General features: G+C 39.5%; 14 protein-coding genes. 7 read left to right on the top strand and 7 right to left on the bottom strand.

Annotation, left to right across the window (positions count from 1 at the left end):
* Positions 1-210 precede the first annotated feature (210 nt).
* The 3 genes from KZP23_RS12725 to KZP23_RS12715 form a co-directional block, all read right to left on the bottom strand.
* On the bottom strand, positions 211-2,475 hold the full coding sequence (locus KZP23_RS12725) for an aconitate hydratase (protein ID WP_226332098.1): 2,265 nt from the start codon (positions 2,473-2,475) through the stop codon (positions 211-213).
* A gap of 167 nt (positions 2,476-2,642) precedes the next feature.
* On the bottom strand, positions 2,643-3,944 hold the full coding sequence (locus KZP23_RS12720) for a TIGR00366 family protein (RefSeq protein WP_226332097.1): 1,302 nt from the start codon (positions 3,942-3,944) through the stop codon (positions 2,643-2,645).
* Positions 3,945-4,048: 104 nt separating this feature from the next.
* Positions 4,049-5,062 (bottom strand): acyl-CoA reductase, encoded by a 1,014-nt coding sequence (locus KZP23_RS12715; RefSeq protein ID WP_226332096.1) that lies wholly within the window; start codon positions 5,060-5,062, stop codon positions 4,049-4,051.
* Positions 5,063-5,233: 171 nt separating this feature from the next.
* Between KZP23_RS12715 and KZP23_RS12710 the strand changes: the two genes are divergently transcribed.
* From KZP23_RS12710 to cas6, 5 genes are all read left to right on the top strand, one after another.
* Complete coding sequence (locus KZP23_RS12710; RefSeq protein WP_226332095.1) at positions 5,234-5,581, top strand: 4Fe-4S binding protein; 348 nt, start codon at positions 5,234-5,236, stop codon at positions 5,579-5,581.
* Positions 5,582-5,777: 196 nt separating this feature from the next.
* Positions 5,778-6,116: a DUF3276 family protein gene (locus KZP23_RS12705; protein ID WP_226332094.1), complete on the top strand. Its 339-nt coding sequence runs from the start codon at positions 5,778-5,780 to the stop codon at positions 6,114-6,116.
* Between the two features lie 127 nt (positions 6,117-6,243).
* Positions 6,244-7,326 carry an AI-2E family transporter gene (locus KZP23_RS12700; protein WP_226332093.1) on the top strand — a complete coding sequence of 361 codons (1,083 nt, stop codon included), beginning with the start codon at positions 6,244-6,246 and terminating at the stop codon, positions 7,324-7,326.
* 14 nt (positions 7,327-7,340) lie between these two features.
* Positions 7,341-8,438 carry a redox-regulated ATPase YchF gene (gene ychF, locus KZP23_RS12695; protein ID WP_226332092.1) on the top strand — a complete coding sequence of 366 codons (1,098 nt, stop codon included), beginning with the start codon at positions 7,341-7,343 and terminating at the stop codon, positions 8,436-8,438.
* Between the two features lie 111 nt (positions 8,439-8,549).
* Entirely contained in the window at positions 8,550-9,416 is an 867-nt protein-coding gene (gene cas6, locus KZP23_RS12690; RefSeq protein ID WP_226332091.1) for a CRISPR-associated endoribonuclease Cas6, read from the top strand.
* 95 nt (positions 9,417-9,511) lie between these two features.
* Here the strand turns inward: cas6 and KZP23_RS12685 are convergent, their stop codons facing one another.
* A complete protein-coding gene (locus KZP23_RS12685) occupies positions 9,512-10,771 on the bottom strand; it encodes a type IX secretion system plug protein (RefSeq protein WP_226332090.1) in 1,260 nt (419 codons plus the stop codon).
* A 106-nt stretch (positions 10,772-10,877) separates the two neighbouring features.
* Positions 10,878-12,803, bottom strand: a complete 1,926-nt coding sequence (locus tag KZP23_RS12680; protein WP_226332089.1) for an ABC-F family ATP-binding cassette domain-containing protein — start codon at positions 12,801-12,803, stop codon at positions 10,878-10,880.
* Between the two features lie 100 nt (positions 12,804-12,903).
* On the opposite strand from KZP23_RS12680, the gene KZP23_RS12675 reads away from it, so the two are divergent.
* The gene (locus KZP23_RS12675) at positions 12,904-14,088 is read left to right on the top strand and encodes a PQQ-dependent sugar dehydrogenase (RefSeq protein ID WP_226332088.1); all 1,185 of its coding nucleotides are present in this window, start codon (positions 12,904-12,906) and stop codon (positions 14,086-14,088) included.
* A gap of 61 nt (positions 14,089-14,149) precedes the next feature.
* On the opposite strand, the gene KZP23_RS12670 is transcribed toward KZP23_RS12675, so the two are convergent.
* Together KZP23_RS12670 and KZP23_RS12665 are read right to left on the bottom strand one after the other, a co-directional pair.
* Entirely contained in the window at positions 14,150-15,469 is a 1,320-nt protein-coding gene (locus KZP23_RS12670) for an ABC1 kinase family protein (protein WP_226332087.1), read from the bottom strand.
* A gap of 3 nt (positions 15,470-15,472) precedes the next feature.
* The gene (locus KZP23_RS12665) at positions 15,473-16,138 is read right to left on the bottom strand and encodes a TetR family transcriptional regulator C-terminal domain-containing protein (RefSeq protein ID WP_226332086.1); all 666 of its coding nucleotides are present in this window, start codon (positions 16,136-16,138) and stop codon (positions 15,473-15,475) included.
* A 154-nt stretch (positions 16,139-16,292) separates the two neighbouring features.
* Here KZP23_RS12665 and KZP23_RS12660 point away from each other — a divergent pair, with 154 nt between their 5' ends.
* Entirely contained in the window at positions 16,293-17,624 is a 1,332-nt protein-coding gene (locus tag KZP23_RS12660; protein WP_226332085.1) for a S41 family peptidase, read from the top strand.
* Positions 17,625-17,686 lie beyond the last annotated feature (62 nt).

Below are 17,686 nucleotides of genomic sequence, written 5' to 3'. Positions count from 1 at the left end.
ACACAAAATTCTGATTTTAAATCCTATAAGTTCAAAAGTAGTTTTAACATAAACATCCAATCAATAACAATTAAGCTCTGTAACTTTGCTCTCGACACCTTCCACGTAATATACTATCTCGCTAAAGCATAAGCCCAAACAATCCAAAAACAAAGGGGCTATTGATTCTCATCAATAAGCCCCTTATATACTTTTCTATATTTAGATCAATTAAGCTTGCTGTGCCTTGATCAAGTTAAGTGCAGACCCCGCTTTAAACCATCCGATTTGAGCATCATTATAGCTATGATTAGCAACAATAATATCCTTAGATCCATCAGCATGAACGAACTCCAAGTTAAGTGGCTTATCAGGAGCAAATTGATCCAAATCAAGGAAGTTGATAGTATCATCTTCTTGGATTTTGTCATAATCAGCTTCATTGGCAAAAGTCAATGCCAACATACCTTGCTTTTTCAAGTTGGTTTCGTGAATTCTTGCGAAAGACTTCACCAAAACAGCTTTCACCCCAAGATGCCTAGGTTCCATGGCTGCATGTTCTCTAGAAGATCCTTCACCATAGTTATGGTCACCCACCACGATTGTAGGAATACCAGCTGCCTTATAGGCTCTTTGAGTAGCTGGAACAGCGCCATACTCACCTGTCAACTGGCTCTTCACAGAATTGGTTTCTTCATTGAAAGCATTAACCGCACCGATCAAACAGTTGTCAGAGATATTGTCCAAGTGGCCTCTGAATCTCAACCAAGGACCTGCCATTGAAATATGATCTGTAGTACACTTACCGAAAGCCTTAATCAAAAGCTTAGCTCCAGTGATGTTTTTACCGTCCCATGCTGCAAATGGCTCCAATAATTGAAGACGCTTAGAGTCTGGATTCACCACTACTTCTACGCCACTTCCATCTTCTGCAGGAGCTTGGTATCCGTTATCTTCTACAGCAAATCCTTTTTCTGGAAGTTCATCTCCTTTTGGCGGATCCAATTTCACCTCTTCGCCATCAGCATTCACCAACTTATCAGTAAGTGGGTTGAAACCTAGGTCACCAGAGATAGCGATAGCAGCTACCATTTCAGGAGAAGTTACAAATGCGTGGGTATTTGGGTTACCATCCGCACGCTTAGAGAAGTTTCTATTGAAAGAATGAACAATAGTATTTTTCTCTTGCTTATCAGCGCCAGTCCTAGCCCACTGCCCTATACAAGGTCCACAAGCATTGGTAAAGATCGTAGCATCCAAATCTTCAAAGATCTTCAACAAACCATCTCTATCTGCAGTAAATCTTACCTGTTCAGAACCTGGGTTGATACCAAATTCAGCTTTGGTTTTTAATTTCTTATCTACGGCCTGCTGTGCAATAGAAGAAGCCCTTGACAAATCTTCATAAGAAGAGTTGGTACAAGAACCGATCAATCCCCACTCCACTTTTGTAGGCCAACCATTTTTCTCAGCTTCTGCTCTGATCTGAGATACAGGAGTAGCTCTATCTGGCGTGAATGGACCATTAATATGTGGCTCAAGAGTAGAAAGATCTATTTCAATTACTTGATCAAAATATTGCTCAGGATTAACATAAACCTCATCATCACCTGTCAAATGCTCTTTAACGCCATTGGCCAATTCAGCTACATCCGCTCTATCAGTTGCTTTCAAATAACGCTCCATAGATTCGTCATAACCGAAAGTAGAAGTAGTCGCCCCGATTTCAGCCCCCATATTACAAATGGTACCTTTGCCAGTAGCAGAAAGTGATTGAGCACCTTCGCCGAAGTATTCAACGATGCAACCAGTACCACCTTTAACAGTAAGAATACCAGCAACTTTCAAGATTACATCTTTGGCAGAAGTCCAACCGTTCATTTTACCAGTCAACTTCACTCCTATCAATTTAGGAAACTTCAATTCCCAAGCCATACCTGCCATTACGTCCACAGCATCTGCACCACCTACACCGATGGCTACCATACCTAGACCACCAGCATTTACAGTATGCGAATCGGTACCGATCATCATCCCTCCTGGAAAAGCATAGTTTTCAAGAACTACTTGGTGAATAATACCTGCACCTGGCTTCCAGAAACCAATTCCGTATTTATTAGAAACTGACTCCAAAAAGTTAAACACTTCACCACTTGCGGTAAGGGAACTCTTCAAATCGTCTTTTGCACCATTTTGGGCCAAGATCAGGTGATCACAGTGGGCAGTAGAAGGAACTGCCACTTTATCTTTACCTGCCTGCATAAACTGCAAAAGCGCCATCTGCGCAGTTGCATCCTGCATGGCAACCCTATCTGGAGCAAAGTCCACATAAGATTTTCCTCTCTCAAAGCTCTCTGTAGCATCTCCTTCCCAAAGGTGAGCGTAAAGTATTTTCTCTGCTAAAGTAAGTGGTTTACCCACCACCTTCCTGGCAGCTGCGATACGCTCAGGATATTTCGCATACACTGCCTTGATCATTTCTATATCAAATGCCATTTGAAATGAATTATTTTAGTGATAACTTGATTTCATTTAAATCGTTGGCAAAGATACAGTTTTAGGCGAAAAAGAGAAGTAAAACCTAAGTATTGTTACTTATTTATAAGGGTTTAAAATAACCCCTTATTAGTTTCTAAACAGGTATTTATCCCATTAGCAGTAATTCAAAAGCCCCATTTTATCGCTAAAAGCAAAACACATAGACCAAGCAGAAAAAAACAAAGCGTATACCTCAACAAATCCTTGGGAGCCACCCCTGTTATCGCCAGTAATGGCAAAGCCCAAAAGGGCTGCAACATATTGGTCAACTGATCGCCATATGCCATGACCATGACCATTTTAGGAACCGAAAGTCCCATTTGTGAAGCAGCTTCTACAATGACCGGCCCCTGAACGGCCCACTGTCCTCCACCTGAAGGAACGAAAAAATTAATCAAGGTAGCACTGAAAAAAGTCAACACCGGAAAACTCTCCGGAGTAGATATCTCCACAAAAAAACCAGCTATCATAACAAGCAAACCTGATGATCTAAAAACACCTAATATGCCTGCATAAAAAGGAAACTGTAAAACAATCCCAGTAGCTCCCTTCATGGCCAGCTCAATGGCTCCAACATAATTTTTGATGCTTCGATGAAGCATTAAGCCCAAGCCCAAAAGGGAAAAATTGACATAATTGAGACTGATAAAATCAAAACTCAACTTGGCACTAAACCAAAACTCACCGATCGCTAAAACACATATGACAGCCCCTACGACCAAACCCAACATATCTTCCCCTCGAAATTCAGCTTTCTTTTCCTTCAACTCTCCCATTGGCTTATAAACATACTTTTTCTTTGACAAAAACCACAACCCAACCAGAAGCGCTAATATCAACCAAAAGTTAACCTGAAAATTAAAAGCACTTAGAATCGTCTCTGACACCGGTATCACCCCTATTTCTCCTTCCAAAAAATGTCCTTTTTCAGCTACCTTTAGGGGAGCAGAACCAGAAAACCCTCCATGCCAAACTAGCATACCCAAGTAACCTGATGCAGCTACTAGCGGATAATTGATTTTCAACTGCTTGAGAGCAGCCTGTTCACCAATTCTTCTGGCCAAAATCGCCCCCAATATCAACCCAAATCCCCAATTCAAATACCCTGCTAATAAAGTCGAAGTACCGGTAATCATCACCGCATGGGTATTGCTTTTTACACCAGTAGCAATTTGATCAAGCACACCTGAAACAGGTTTGGATATCGCCAGAGCATGACCGAAAACCAATATCAAAACCATCTGAAGCGTAAACTCCAAAAGCCCCCAAAAACCATCTTTCCAATAGACCAAAACCTGCCATAAATAACTCAAAAAACGATCATCACCGGGCTTGGTAAGGACCACCGCCCACACAATACTGATGATAGAAAGCACTAGTGCCAGGTCAAATGGTGTCGGAAACGAAAATCCCTTCTGATTTTTCAACAATGCATTCGGGTTTATTTTTATAAAAGTTTATGATACTTAATATAATGGCTTTGGCCAAGAATTGCATCATTCAACACTATAAAACCCAAAAGGGATTGAAATTATAACTCCATCAAAAAAGCAACCGTATCCACATGATCTGCATAATCTCCCACTGATGGTTTCTGAGCTTGGCCAAATTCAAAACTTGAAGGATACCAGCCCCCTTTGCTTACAATACACTGAATTTTTTCCTTTCGGGCTTCTATTTTTTGATCCAACTCTCCCTTATCCTTATAAACCTCATAATAAAGCACAGCAATTGGAGAAACCAACTCCTCACTTTGCTTACAAAGCAAAAAACCATTATCCAAATGAGGCTCACCGTTCACCAAATAAATGGACTTATTATAATCGTAATTGTTAAGATACTTATGATGGCTCAACATAAAGTGATAGCCCTCAATCGCCTCCAGAAATCCTTGTAGCTGCTGCTCCTCTGGCAGAAAAATCTTTGAGACATTCCTGCATCCCAATCCATAATACTGAAAAATATCCTTGGCCAGCTCCCTATAATCAAGGATGGACTCAGTACCGTCAAGGACAGCCACCGAGCTTCTGTTTTTCCTTATGACACTTGGATACTTACCAAAGTAGTATTCAAAATACCTGGCAGAGTTATCACTTCCAGTGGCAATATATGCCTCCATACCTTTGAGCATCTCCTCAAAAACCACTTTAGCGGCTAGTTCTGGCGCTAGTTCAGACAATTCCTTTACCAACCACTTCATCAGCACTTGATCAGAAGAGCTCAATTTGACATGAGCAACATGCCCTGTAAGCAGGACCACCATCAAATCATGAAAACCAACAGCAGGAATATTACCTGCCATCATCACACCTACTTTCTTGGACTGAACCTGGTCAGCTATCTCATATTTTCCCATCCACTCATTCAGCACCTTTTCATCCAACATCTCTACCAAAGCCTGCAATGCCAGCTTTACCTGATCAGGAGTAAACCAATTATTATTGTTTTCAGCTCTGAATGCCAATTCATCCAGCTCATATTTTGGCAATTCAGCTATTCTCTTTCCTAAAGCAACAAAGGCATTGATTCTCTCTTGGAGGGTCATTTCATTCTGATTTTTGTCTGAGGGCACAAAGATATTTATTTTGAAATTAAAAAGTGAATAATGCAATAATAAGCTAGATTCATTATAAATTATTTAGCAGTGTATTTTTTATATTGGTATATTGTCATATGCTTCTTAATTTTGAACTAGAATTTAAAAAAGGAGATTATAATGGCAATAATGATAACCGACGAATGCATCAACTGTGGTGCATGTGAACCTGAATGCCCTAACACTGCTATCTATGAAGGAGGCATTGAGTGGACTTGGGGCGGGGGTACCGAACTCAGCGAGGTAAAATTAGAAGACGGATCTGTAGTGGATGCAAACGAACCTCAAGAACCTGTATCTGATGAGTTCTACTATATCGTAACTGGAAAATGTACAGAATGTACCGGATTCCATGAAGAACCACAATGTGCAGCTGTATGCCCTGTGGACTGCTGCGTGGATGATCCTGATCATCCAGAATCCGAGGAGGAGCTGCTAGCCAAAAAGCAATACCTGCACGCAGAATAAAATTTAAGAGTGGTTTAGCCCACTCTTTTTTTTTACCTATTCTTCAAAAAAAAAGATTGATTATTAACCTTTTAGAGAAAAAACAACCCTTAATTCAAAAAAAAACCTCCCAAGCCCTTGAATTTAAATTGTTAATTGATTTAACTTGTCATCTGTATTATAAATCCTTGAAATAAGTAATTAAAAATTTTGGAAAGTGGAAGAGAATAAAGGACACGACAGAGAGGAGATTTTCTCAAGAAAAGTAAAAGCAGGTAAAAGAACTTACTTTTTCGACGTAAAGTCAACCAGGTCTAATGATTATTACCTTACTATTACAGAAAGCAAAAGAAAGGTAAGAGATGACAATTTCGTTTACGAAAAGCACAAAATCTTCTTGTATAAAGAAGACTTTACGAAATTTGTTGACGCGCTACAGGATACTGTTGACCACGTTAAAACTGAATTAATGCCAGATTTCGATTTCTCTCAATACGAAGTAGAAGCTGAAACAAGTACGGAAGATAATTTCGGTGATGATTTGAAATGGGATTAATCCCTTCAAAAAAACTAAAGAGACTGTAACAATTCATCGGCCTGCTCTGCACAGGCAAAACTTATATGAGTCAAAAATTATTTGATTCTTTGTGGAATTGGTACAGTCTCTTTCCTATTTTTACTATATGCAGAAATTAGTTATTTGGCTATTGGCGATCATATTGACCATCCTTACCCTAGGTTGGTATTTCTCCAATATAGCCTTTTACTTTATCATCTCCTTGGTTATAGCTGCGGCCCTACGCCCTTTAACTAACAGGATCAACAGCGTCCATCTTTTAGGCCAACACTTGCCGCGCTGGTTGGCGATCATTTGTTCCTTCGCTACGATCGGCTTGGTCTTATTCTTGATTTCACTACTTTTTGTTCCATTAGTCGCTGTGCAAATTGAAACCATTCAAAATATAGACGTACAGTTTCTCTACGAACAAATTCAAGAGCCAATTGACAAAGTGGAAGCTTTCTTAATCAAACTAAACCTAATGGCTGACAACCCTGGCTTTCTTTTTCAGCAGTTTAAAAACACCATGTTCTCCAGTTTGAGGGAAGTGAATTTCCAGGGTTTTCTAAATGGTATTATCAATACCACCAGCTCTTTATTGATCACATTGATGGCTGTCGTATTTATTTCTTTTTTTTTACTGTTAGAAAACGGCTTGCTTAGAAGAAACATTATTAACCAGGTTCCCAACAAATATTTTGAGCTATCAGTAGCGACATTCCATAAAGTAGAAAGACTGCTATCCAATTATCTTTTGGGCTTATTGATCCAGATGACCTCCATTTTCACGGTGGCCTCTGTCGGATTGTCCTTGGCCAATGTCAAATATGCACTGACCATTGGGATTTTTGCTGCTGTGGCTAACCTGATCCCATATGCTGGCCCACTTTTGGGCGCCACATTTGGTGTTTTGGTAGGCCTTTCCACAGGTGACTTTGTTGGCACATCAGAGATGACCTTCTTTATTATTAAGATCTTAAGTGTATTTTTGGTAGTTCAACTGACTGATAACATCATTTTGCAACCCTTAATTTTCTCTAAATCAGTAAAAGCACACCCACTTGAAATTTTTGTTATTATCTTTGCGGGAGCAAAAGTCGGCGGTATCATGGGAATGATATTTGCAATCCCCGTTTACACCATCTTTCGAGTTTCATTTCAGGAATTCTACAAGGGGTATAAACAATACCGCATATTTAGGAATTAACAGATAAAAAATAAATGGCATTACAGTGTGGTATCGTTGGTTTGCCCAACGTAGGAAAATCAACTTTATTCAATGCACTTTCCAGTGCAAAGGCAGAAGCAGCCAACTTTCCGTTTTGTACTATTGAGCCTAATGTCGGGGTAGTTACTGTCCCTGATGAAAGACTACAGATTTTGGAAGCTTTGGTAAATCCTCAAAGGGTACTACCAACGGTTATTGAATTTGTAGATATTGCGGGTTTGGTAAAGGGAGCAAGTAAAGGCGAAGGTCTTGGTAACAAATTCCTCGCAAATATCCGAGAGGTAGACGCTATCGTTCACGTGATCCGTTGCTTCAATGATGATAATGTAGTCCACGTAGCAGGTAATGTTGATCCAATATTTGACAAAGAAGTCATCGATACGGAATTGCAGCTTAAAGACCTCGAATCAGTAGAAAAGAAGATTCAAAGACTGGAAAAAATAGCCAAGTCAGGAGACGCAAAAGCGAAAAAACACCTTGAGATATTAAATATCTTCAAAATAGGACTGCAGGAAGGAAAAAACGCCCGTGCCATTGAGGTCGAAAAAGAAGACTTGGAGGCCATACAGGACATTCACTTACTGACCATTAAACCGGTACTTTATGTAGCCAATGTAGACGAGGCCAGTATCCTTACTGGCAATGAACATGTGGAAAATTTAAAGGAAAATGTAAAAGATGAAAATGCGGAAGTCATCACCCTTTGTGCAGCCATTGAATCCCAAATAGCTGAGTTTGATGATCCTGAAGAAAAGGAAATGTTCCTAGGTGAATATGGACTTGAGGAAAGCGGACTTAACAAACTTATTAGGGGCGCCTACTCCCTACTCAACCTGATCACCTACTTCACTGCTGGTGTTCAAGAAGTTAGGGCATGGACCATCCAAAAAGGATGGAAAGCACCAGCTGCCGCAGGTGTAATTCACACTGATTTTGAAAGAGGATTTATCAAATCCGAAGTTATCAAATTAGCCGATTACGAGAAATTCAAATCTGAAGCAGCTTGTCGTGAAAACGGAAAAATTGCCATAGAAGGTAAGGATTACGTGGTTCAAGACGGTGATATCATGCATTTTAGATTCAATGTTTAACATTATTCAGAATTTTATTGTAGTTTTGCCAACATATGGATTACTACCGCGTTGGTATATATATAGTAATCTTAAACATTAAATATTGTTTAACTTTTCATTTTTAATGCCGTGAGAATAAGATTAATATTTTCCTTAAAAAACAAAGGCGCTTATTTACCCTTTCACCATCAGTACATTTTGGCCCAATTCCTTAAAGGTCTAATTGTAAAAGGAGGACGTGAAGAGTTTTTCAACTACAATTACTTCAATTTCTCTGGTCTAAAAGGACAGACCAAAGTAAGTAGAAGTGGCTTACATTATTACTCAAGCTTAGTTACCCTAGTGCTTTCATCACCCAATGAAGACTTCCTTGACTATTTGCTAGAGCAAGTGTTTAAAACGCCAAAAATTGAGTTAGGAAATCTCATCATCTCGCCTGAGTACACCGAAAAGGAAGCGGAACCAGAATTGGAGCCTTCAAACAAGTTCGTTTGTATCTCTCCATTGGTACTGTTAACACCTACTTTCAATGACGATTCAGGTAAGCGATTCATCAATCCAGATACGGATGAATTCTCTGATTTGCTTTATGAATCTACCTTGACAAGAATGGAACGTTCAGGATGGTACACGCAAGAACAAATGGAATCTTTCTACAAGTTCCAAGTGGTTCCTGACATGAATTATGTAAATAAGCTGAAGGAACAGCAAAAGAAATTTGCTAGGATTTACTCAGTGTACGACATGGATGTCAAATATGAGGTAAGAGGTTACACCCTGCCATTTACTTTATATGCAGCCCATGAAGTTCAGGACTTCGTATTCAAGTGCGGACTGGGAGCATTTACCCATAAGGGCTTTGGCATGTTAGACCTTGCCAATAATTCCCCTAGTCAGCGTACTGAAGCCTACAAGTTCAAGAGAGAGGGATTTATCCCTTATAAATCTAAACAGCAGGATGCCTCATCACAGGATGAGGAAGAAAGCGAAGACTAAAAAATAAAAAAGCCCTGGTTTCATCAGGGCTTTTTTATTGATCAAGCCTTATTAGATGCACAATACAAGAAGGCTACATCCTAACCAATATATTTTTAAAATCTCTTTTTGTTGGCATTAACAGAGATATAGCCCAAAAGCTCATCATACCTTGAACCAAAATCCCTATAATAAACCAAGACATCATATTCGTTTTCGGTCTGAAAATGGCTTCCTTCTATGGACAAGGTATCCCATTGGTCTCCATTTTTTATTGCCAAAAGGAAATCATACCACCCCTGTTTAAGCAAAAAACTACTTTGGTACATCCCCTCTTGGATATCATAGCTCATTTTCGCGGCTTCTGCTCTACCCCAGTCGCTCATAGCTCCGAAAATATAAGGTTCCCCTTCTATATTTTCCATTTGTGCCTTAAAGTTTACCAAGACATATTCACTTTCCAGTTTCGGATTACCCCGTTCCATATTCTCAATGATATATTGACCGTTCAGGTCCAAATACTCTAAATAACTTGTTTGCTCCCTCGGGCTAACCACTGCAGTTTCTGCATAAACCACATCATCTTCCATCCTCACTGAGGCCACATTTCTCCCATTAGTCCGTACATACCTCAAGTCCACAAATCGAAATTCATTCCCTGCATCGAAAATATTCTCTCCATTGAAAAACTGGTATTCCAAAACACTTCGATCATCTCTAATAAATGTTGGCTTGGAACCTATCTTGACATTATCCCAGCGCCTGTTTTGACGCACTATCACCTTTACAGTCCTAGCAGGATCAACCAACTCCCTGCCAGCATAATTGACCTTAATATCTATCTGCTGGCCAGTCCTCCGCTCTGCAGTTTGATTGGGAGGCATGAGGACCGCACCGACTTTCACCTGATCATCATAAACCATAAAGCGCTTGGTCAATATCACTTCATCCTTGTTCCTATTTCGATAAACCTTCAATAAATAATTCCCTGATTTGGTCACCAATGGAACATCAAAAGTAAAATGAATATAAGGCACCCTGGTGTTTATGGAGTACTCGTAAATATTCACATTAAACTCATTATACTGCCTAATATAATCTGCAGACTTTAAACCAGAGGAAGTCCAATCCGAGTCACAATGAATCAAAGTAGCAGAATACCTGTCAGGCTCAAAAGCCAAATCATCGAATTCCAAAACAAGACCTGCACTTCCCAACGGTATCACCGGAGCATTCATTTGTGCTCCTATGCCAGCCCCCTTTTTATAAAGCTGAACTGACTTAATATTAGCCTCATAAACCTTGTCCTCTAAAACCTCCTGTGCTTTGATGCAAAATGGAAACAGAAAAAACAAGATGAACAATCTTTTATACATACCAAGCTTAAACTTATTTATATTCAAAAACCACATAGCAATATAAAAAATAATGCCAAGTCTTTTGGAGAGACTTGGCATATACTTAAATCCATTGGCATTTAACTTACGAAAGAACACCTTGGAGATTTTCTATTTCCGCCGCTAATCTTTCCCAGCTTTTATTCAATTTACTTTCCTTCTTTCTTAAAGCTTCATACGCAGCATTGATATCCTTTAATTTCCCCTCATCTTGAAAGACCTCTGGATCAGCCAGTTTCACCTCCAAATCTGCTTTCTTTTCCTCAAGTCTCATGATATCAGCCTCCACATCTTCCAGTTCGCGCTCTTTCTTTTTAATATCTTTCTTTACTTGGTTTAACTCATTGTCATTCCTAACCACCTTTGGCTTGGCTGTTTTTTCCTTTTTCGTATTTTGGACGGGAGCGGTATTGGCTTCCTGCTGTGAACGCCAATAAGTATACTCATCATAAGTCCCCAAATACTCCCTTATCTGATGGTCCTCGATATACCAAATTTTGTTGGCCACCCCCTTGATAAAATGTCTGTCGTGAGAAACCGTAATAAAGGTTCCTTCAAACTGCTGCAATGCCTGTATCAGAATGTTTACCGATTGCATATCCAGGTGGTTGGTAGGTTCATCCAATAGAAGAAAATTAGACTCGGAAATTAAGGTCTTCGCCAAAGCAACCCTTGACTTTTCACCTCCCGATAGTACTTTTATCTTTTTGAACACATCATCATTTGTAAACAAAAAGCAGCCCAATACATTCCTCAACTCAGTCTCTGACTTATCACTGCCAGCTTGCAGCATTTCCTGCAAAATCTCATTATTAACATTCAAAGCCTCCAACTGGTGTTGGGCAAAGAACGATTTGATCACATTATACCCCTCACTTCTCTTCCCTTCTATGGGTTCCGTTCCATCGATTATACGCAATAAAGTTGACTTTCCCTTACCATTGGCACCTATCAAGGCAATCTTATCTCCTCTTTCAATTCTCGCAGTAGAATTTTCAAGAATTCTTACATCTCCATAAGCCTTTGAGACATGTTCCAAGGTGATCACGTCTCTACCAGATTGCTTTGAAAATTTAAACTTGAAATTCACCGCAATCTCATCACTGATTACTTCATTGACCTTTTCCAATCTTTCCAAAGCCTTCACCCTAGACTGAACCTGATTGGATTTAGAAGCCTTTGCCCGGAAACGTTCGATAAACTTTTCCGTATCCTTTATCATTTTTTGCTGATTCTCATAGGCATTCTGCTGAATCTCTTCTCTTTCTACTTTTTCTTTTTTATAGAAAGAATAATTACCGGCATAAGGCGTCAAACTTTGACGTGAAACCTCCACTGTAGTCTCAATACAATTATCCAAAAATGTTTGATCGTGAGACACTACAATTACCGCTCCTTCATATGTTTTTAGATAATTTTCCACCCATTGTATGGATGGAAGATCCAAGTGGTTAGTAGGCTCATCCAACATCAGCAGCGAAGGCTTTTCCAAAAGTAATTTGGCCAACATCACACGCATCCTCCACCCTCCAGAAAAAGTCTTCAGAGGTCTTTGCAGGTCTTCAGTGGAAAAACCAATCCCCTCCAATACTTCTTCGGCTTTTGCTTTAATGCTATAACCTTCATTGGCCTCAAAACGCTCTTGCAAATGGGCCAATTTATTGATGATCTCTTCCGAGTAATCTGTCTCCATCTGCTTCAGTACAGCATCGATTTCATCCTGAAGCTTCAATGTCTCCTTAAAAGCCTCCAAGGCAACATCCAAGATACTGTCTTCAGACTGATAGGAAAGCAAATCCTGATTCAAAAAACCAATGGTACAATCCTTAGCTTTTTGAATTTCTCCTTTACTTGGCTGATAATCACCATTGATAATTTTCAGTAAGGTGGATTTACCTGTACCGTTTAGCCCCACGAGGCCCATTTTATCCTTTGGTTTAATATGCAGAGATGCATTTTCATACAAAGCCCTGCCGCCGATATAATACGATAAATTATTGATGGATAACATGCTGCAAAAATAAGCATTCTCCCGCTTATATATCAATCTCAGGAAAAATTTCAGCAATTTGTTAACTTGTAGTATTATTGGACAAATAGCATACTAACTTATGATCTATCAAAAATCCATTTTAGGGGCTTTGGCCCTTGGTTTATTGTTTTCCTGCTCTGCTGATGAAAACAAACTTCAACCTATTGAAGCCGTGGATAGTGCTAATAGGACTGACATTTCAAAAGACTCTGCTGAAGTAAAACTGGAAACTATACAGTTACCTGAAAACTTTTCCATTGAGGTTTGGGCGGAAAATGTCCCAAATGCCAGGTCTATGGCGATAAGTGAGGAAGGAATTGTCTTTGTAGGTAATCGTCAGGAAAAACAGGTATATGCCTTAATCGATGAGGATGGAGATGGCAAAGCCAATTACCGATATACACTTGCTGAAGACTTAAACTCTCCAAACGGAGTAGCTTATAAGGATGGAGACCTCTATGTAGCTGAGATCAGTAGGATCCTAAAATTTCCAGACGTCAAAAACAACCTTGCCAATCCAAGCTTTGAAGTGGTCTATGATGGCTATCCTACCGAAGGGCATCATGGGTGGAAATTTATTGACTTTGGCCCTGATGGAAAATTATATGTACCTGTAGGGGCTCCGTGTAATATATGCGACCCTGAGGAAGACATTTTTGCGACCATCACCAGAATCGATGTAAATGCTACTTCTATAGAACCGGAAATTGTAGCACACGGGGTGAGAAATTCAGTAGGTTTTGATTTCCATCCGGACACCAAAAACCTTTGGTTTACAGACAATGGCCGTGACCAAATGGGAGATAATATTCCTGAATGTGAATTAAATGAGATCACTGAAACTGGGCAGCATTTTGGTTATCCTTATTGGCATGCAGGAGATGTTAAAGACCCTGAATTTGGGGATGCAGGAGAAGCACAATCCGCTTATGAGGCTCCGAAAGCCAAACTAGGCCCTCATGTAGCACCACTGGGCATGCGTTTTTATAAAGGAGATTTATTTCCAGCATCATATAGCAAATCTATTTTCATAGCCAAACATGGTTCTTGGAACCGAAGCAAAAAATCAGGCTATGTGGTGAGCAATGTACAACTCGATGGAAATGAAGTAAGTGGAGAAACTGACTTTGCTTCAGGTTGGCTTGATGATGAAAGCCAAGAAGTTTGGGGCAGGCCTGTAGATGTTCAAGAACTACCTGATGGAAGCTTGCTAATCTCTGACGATATGGCTGGCTGTATCTATAGAGTAACCTATAAACAGTAGTTTCTTTTCAATAAATAAAGGCCAGCAAATAATAAATTTACTGGCCTTTTCATTTTTAACGCTATAATAACCAATCCGGCTTAGTTGTATTAACTTTTGCACCCAATTGGTTCAATAAGCTATACAAGCCAAAATAAGTTCTATTCACATATAAACCATGTCTGGAGCCCCTGGCTTGTCTGGATTTTTTAAACATTTTATCATTGGAAACTCTATCGCTCAATTCATAAATCTGATCAAAGTAATTATTGTCAGCAAAATCAAAGCGCTCTTCATGAAATGGCTTACCAATCAATGAAATCATCTCCTTGAAAATCGATTTAAAGAATCTTTTCTCTTCCTCCGTATCTTGGTCAGAAATAAATTCAAGGCTAAAAAAAATCTTATCCAATTCTTCTTGATTGGCGACCAATTCTTTCTTTATGAGACTAAAATAACCTTGATAAAAGTCCACTGGTATAACCTTTACGCATCCGAAGTCAATTATCCCAAGCTTTCCATTTTCCAGAATGATAAAATTACCTGGATGAGGATCTGCATGCACCTGCTTCAACTCATGTACTTGATGATGGTAGAAATCCCATAATGCCTGACCTATTGTATTTCTATCATCTTGACTAGGATTGTTTTGGAGCCATTCTTTGATATGATTTCCTGCCAACCAATCCATGGTAATCACTCTTTCACAACTTAACTCCTCATAGTATTGAGGAAAGGCCAAATTGGGAATATGGGCACATTCAGCAGAAATTTCTTTTGATCTTTTTACTTCCAACTCATAATCAGTCTCCTCCACTAACCTTTCCTCTACTTCCCCCAAATAATGGCTCAATTCCTTATCACTGATATTCAATAAACGTAAGGCAAAAGGCCTTACCAATTTCAAATCAGAACTTATACTGTCCGCAACACCAGGATACTGGATTTTCACTGCCAACTTCTTGTCTTTTAATACAGCCTGATGCACCTGACCTATAGAGGCCGCATTGACAGCTGACCTGGTAAATTGGTCAAATAAAACATCTGGAGTTTTACCAAAGTACCTTTGAAAGGTCTTCACCACCAAAGGATATGATAATGGAGGAGCGCTATATTGGGCCATAGAAAACCTTTCCTGATATGCCCTAGGAAGCATATTCCTATCCATGGACATCATTTGAGCCACCTTGAGTGCACTTCCCTTAAGTTGGCTCAAAGAATCATAAATATCGGTGGCGTTGTCATTGTCCAATTCCTCTCTGGAAAGTTTCGGATCTGCTATTTTTTTGGCATAGTGTTTAACATAGTTCCCACCAACCTTAGCGCCCGTGCTGATAAATTTTGCGGCACGTTGGACCTTTCCGACAGGTATCTGTCTTTGCTCTTTCCCTTTTTCTCTCATTATTTATCTGGACTGGTGAAGAAACTTGGCAAAATCAATAAAGGTATCCAAGGCACTTTTGCCCATCAAATCAAAAGCTAGGTTGACTGATTTCTCTATAGCCTCATCGGTTTTTTCAAAACCTTCAGAATGATCCTTGATCCAAAATCTAAATATAAAAAGCACCTGTAACCAAAGTGCCTCATCATACTTTTCACTGATATATGGTCTAGATGCTATTTCCTCCGTTTCTTCTCCAGCCTGAAGAATCTCATTTATATATTCTTTAAAATCCTGTCTAAAGCCTCCCAACTCTTGTGGCAAACTGCTTTTAGGAAACTTATCTGTACCATATAAGGTCAGCAAATAACTTCTATTGTTCTTCAGCTCCTCTATCCAAGTGTAAAAAAATGCCAAAAGCTTTTCTCGACCGCTATACTCTTGATAAACCTCCTGGTTATTTAGAATGGTGATCGTTTCTTTAAAAAAAGTCTGCCAAATCGCTCTTTTTATTCCTGTAAAGCTCGAGAAGAAAGCATAAAAATCCACCTCCTTCATTTTCAAGGACTGGGTAAATTTAAAAACAGAAACGGGCTCTTTTCCATTTTCCAGCACATGATTTTTAAACTGTTCAATGAGCTTGGCTCTTTTGTCCACCTTGGTCGTTTTCTTGGCTGCTGTTTTTTCCATAATCGTTTTTGCTTAGCTCTATTATTAACACCGAAAGGTCTAATGTGGTTTTAACTTTTGTATATTATTCTAAAATTTAACAATCCTTTATCTTAGGGGTTTAATTAAACCAAGCAATAAGAACATTACGTTTATACTAGCATAGTCCATAGTTATGAAAAGAGTTCTCTATAAGTCGATCAAGTTTTTTTCGCTAGCAATGGTGTTATTTTATGCACTGTCATCCTGTAATGAGATTGATGACCCAGTATATATTGAAGACACCGCAAAAACAGCCATTTTTGCCAGCATGCATGAATGGTATTTTTGGAACAAAGAACTTCCTGAGCAATTTTCCCTTGACCGTTCAGAGTCTTTACAAGGCTATTTGGAAAGGTTAAAATACAAGCCTCTCGACCGATGGTCCTATATTACAACTCCTGAAGATTTTGACAGAGCCTTTACTGGCCAAAATAGCGGTCATGGCTTTGGATGGGCACTTGACGCGGAAGAAAACCTATATTTGGCATTTGTGTATAATGAATCCCCAGCAGGAATGGATGGCTGGCAAAGAGGCTGGAAAGTATTAGAAATAAATGGAAAACCAGTTCCAAGTTACAAAGTCGGAAATGGTTATGACTTCCAACTTGGCCCAGGGGAAAGTGGCGTGAGCAATAGTTTCACCTTTGAGCTTCCAGATGGAAGTATCACGACACGGACCATCACCAAAGAAGCCTATCAAGCCAATTCTGTACTCTATCAAAACATCTATGAAAATGCTGGAAAAAGAATCGGCTATTGGGTGTACAACAGTTTTAAAGCCACAGCTGGCCAATCCCCCATCAAAAGTCTTGAGGTAGAAGAGACCCTGGCTTATTTTGAGGAACAAAACATCGATGAATTGATCATTGATCTTAGATATAATGGCGGTGGATCGGTCGATGTGGCTGAGCAAATAATGAATAGTCTTGTTCCCAATAGTGCTGATGGGATGACCATGTATACCAATCAGCATAATCACAATAAGACCAAATATGACAATGCCACGAATTTCAAAAAGTCAGGTGGCATTAGCTTGGACAGGATTTACTTCATCACCTCGGGAGGCTCAGCCTCTGCGAGTGAATTGACCATTAATTGCCTCACCCCTTATATGGATGTTTATTTGATAGGTAGCAATACTTATGGTAAACCAGTAGGTGCTTTCCCCGTTTCAGACTTCAACAAAATGCTCAAAAAACACAATATTGAACTTGTACCCATAACTTTCTCCACTGCCAATGCAGACGGCAAAGCGGAATATTTTGAGGGTTTTCCGGTAGATTTTCAGGCCACAGATGAAGTCAGCAAAAACTGGGGAGATCTTGAAGACCCTAGGCTAAATGCTGCCATTTACCATATCAGCAATGGTACTTTCCCTCCTGCTGACCGAAGATTGGTAAAACAACCTAGCTGGTTGATGATCGATGATTTTGAGGGACTTAAAAAGGAGTTTCCTGCTTATTGATTTTAATCTCAGATAAATAGGATAAACACAGATGGTATTTCATTCACCTGTACCAATGGGTA

Source organism: Echinicola marina (genome assembly GCF_020463795.1).
GTDB lineage: Bacteria > Bacteroidota > Bacteroidia > Cytophagales > Cyclobacteriaceae > Echinicola > Echinicola marina.
The sequence above is the reverse complement of the archived record's forward strand: the minus strand, read 5'-3'. Positions and strand labels throughout refer to the sequence as shown.

Excerpts from the sequence above, each read along its gene's own strand:
- KZP23_RS12725 (WP_226332098.1), bottom strand. The coding sequence starts at position 2,475 with ATGGCATTTGATATAGAAATGATCAAGGCAGTGTATGCGAAATATCCT.
- KZP23_RS12715 (WP_226332096.1), bottom strand. The coding sequence starts at position 5,062 with ATGACCCTCCAAGAGAGAATCAATGCCTTTGTTGCTTTAGGAAAGAGA.
- KZP23_RS12710 (WP_226332095.1), top strand. The coding sequence starts at position 5,234 with ATGGCAATAATGATAACCGACGAATGCATCAACTGTGGTGCATGTGAA.
- KZP23_RS12700 (WP_226332093.1), top strand. The coding sequence starts at position 6,244 with ATGCAGAAATTAGTTATTTGGCTATTGGCGATCATATTGACCATCCTT.
- ychF (WP_226332092.1), top strand. The coding sequence starts at position 7,341 with ATGGCATTACAGTGTGGTATCGTTGGTTTGCCCAACGTAGGAAAATCA.
- KZP23_RS12685 (WP_226332090.1), bottom strand. The coding sequence starts at position 10,771 with ATGTATAAAAGATTGTTCATCTTGTTTTTTCTGTTTCCATTTTGCATC.
- KZP23_RS12680 (WP_226332089.1), bottom strand. The coding sequence starts at position 12,803 with ATGTTATCCATCAATAATTTATCGTATTATATCGGCGGCAGGGCTTTG.
- KZP23_RS12675 (WP_226332088.1), top strand. The coding sequence starts at position 12,904 with ATGATCTATCAAAAATCCATTTTAGGGGCTTTGGCCCTTGGTTTATTG.
- KZP23_RS12670 (WP_226332087.1), bottom strand. The coding sequence starts at position 15,469 with ATGAGAGAAAAAGGGAAAGAGCAAAGACAGATACCTGTCGGAAAGGTC.
- KZP23_RS12665 (WP_226332086.1), bottom strand. The coding sequence starts at position 16,138 with ATGGAAAAAACAGCAGCCAAGAAAACGACCAAGGTGGACAAAAGAGCC.
- KZP23_RS12660 (WP_226332085.1), top strand. The coding sequence starts at position 16,293 with ATGAAAAGAGTTCTCTATAAGTCGATCAAGTTTTTTTCGCTAGCAATG.